General features: G+C 65.8%; 1 protein-coding gene. It reads right to left on the reverse strand.

What is annotated here, in order from left to right:
* Window positions 1-115: 115 nt before the first annotated feature.
* Window positions 116-781, reverse strand: coding sequence for a guanylate kinase (gmk, locus tag ACYPYD_RS12335; protein WP_008831792.1), 666 nt, complete (start codon window positions 779-781; stop codon window positions 116-118).
* Window positions 782-926 lie beyond the last annotated feature (145 nt).

Below are 926 nucleotides of genomic sequence, written 5' to 3' on the forward strand. Positions count from 1 at the left end.
CTTGATCCGGGACCGCTGGCCATGAACAGCCCACCTTGCTGAACGCGCCTGCAACCTATCGCCTAAAGACAGCCAGCGGTCCCGGATCAAGTCCGGGACGACGACTGTTGTTTCCTCAATCGTCCGGCTGCATCAGTTCCCGTACGAACCCGATCAGCCCCGTCTGCCTTGCGCGGCGCAGGCGTTCGGCGTGAAGGATCTTCTTCACTTCCTCGAAGCAGCTGGCGATGTCGTCGTTGACCACGACATAATCATAACCGTCCCAGTGGCTGATCTCCGAGCGTGCGCGCTCCATGCGGCCGTGAATCACTTCAGCGCTGTCCGTGCCGCGGCCGGTCAGGCGGCGGCGCAGCTCCTCGATGCTGGGGGGGAGCAGGAACACGCGCACGACGTCACGCTCCAGCTTCTGATAGAGCTGCTGCGTGCCCTGCCAGTCGATGTCGAACATGTAGTCGACGCCGTCCTTGAGGCCCGCCTTCACCTGGGCCTTGGGGGTGCCGTAGCTCTGGCCGAAGACGGTGGCCCACTCCAGGAACTCGCCCGCCTCGACCATGGCGTCGAACTGCTCGTGGGTGATGAAGTGGTAGTGCTCGCCGTCGATCTCGCCGGGGCGGGGCTGGCGGGTGGTGCAGGACACCGAGTTGCGCAGTTGCGGATCGTGCTCCAGCAACATACGCGCGATCGTCGTCTTACCCGCGCCCGAGGGGGAGGACAGGATGAACATGAGGCCGCGCCGGGCGAGCGTGCCGGTGGTGTCGGGAGAAGGAGTGGACTGGACCATGGCCCCCGATGCCGATGGTTGGCGCGGGAATCAAGGGAGAAGGCCCACCCCGTCCGGCTAAGACCGCTTCGCGGCCAAGCCTTCCGGCCCTCCCGCAAGCGGGAGGGCGTACGTTTCTTCTCCCCTCCCGCTTGCGGGAGGGGCC

The sequence above is a fragment of the Novosphingobium sp. 11B genome (assembly GCF_054589055.1).

Excerpts from the sequence above, each read along its gene's own strand:
- gmk (WP_008831792.1), bottom strand. The coding sequence starts at position 781 with ATGGTCCAGTCCACTCCTTCTCCCGACACCACCGGCACGCTCGCCCGG.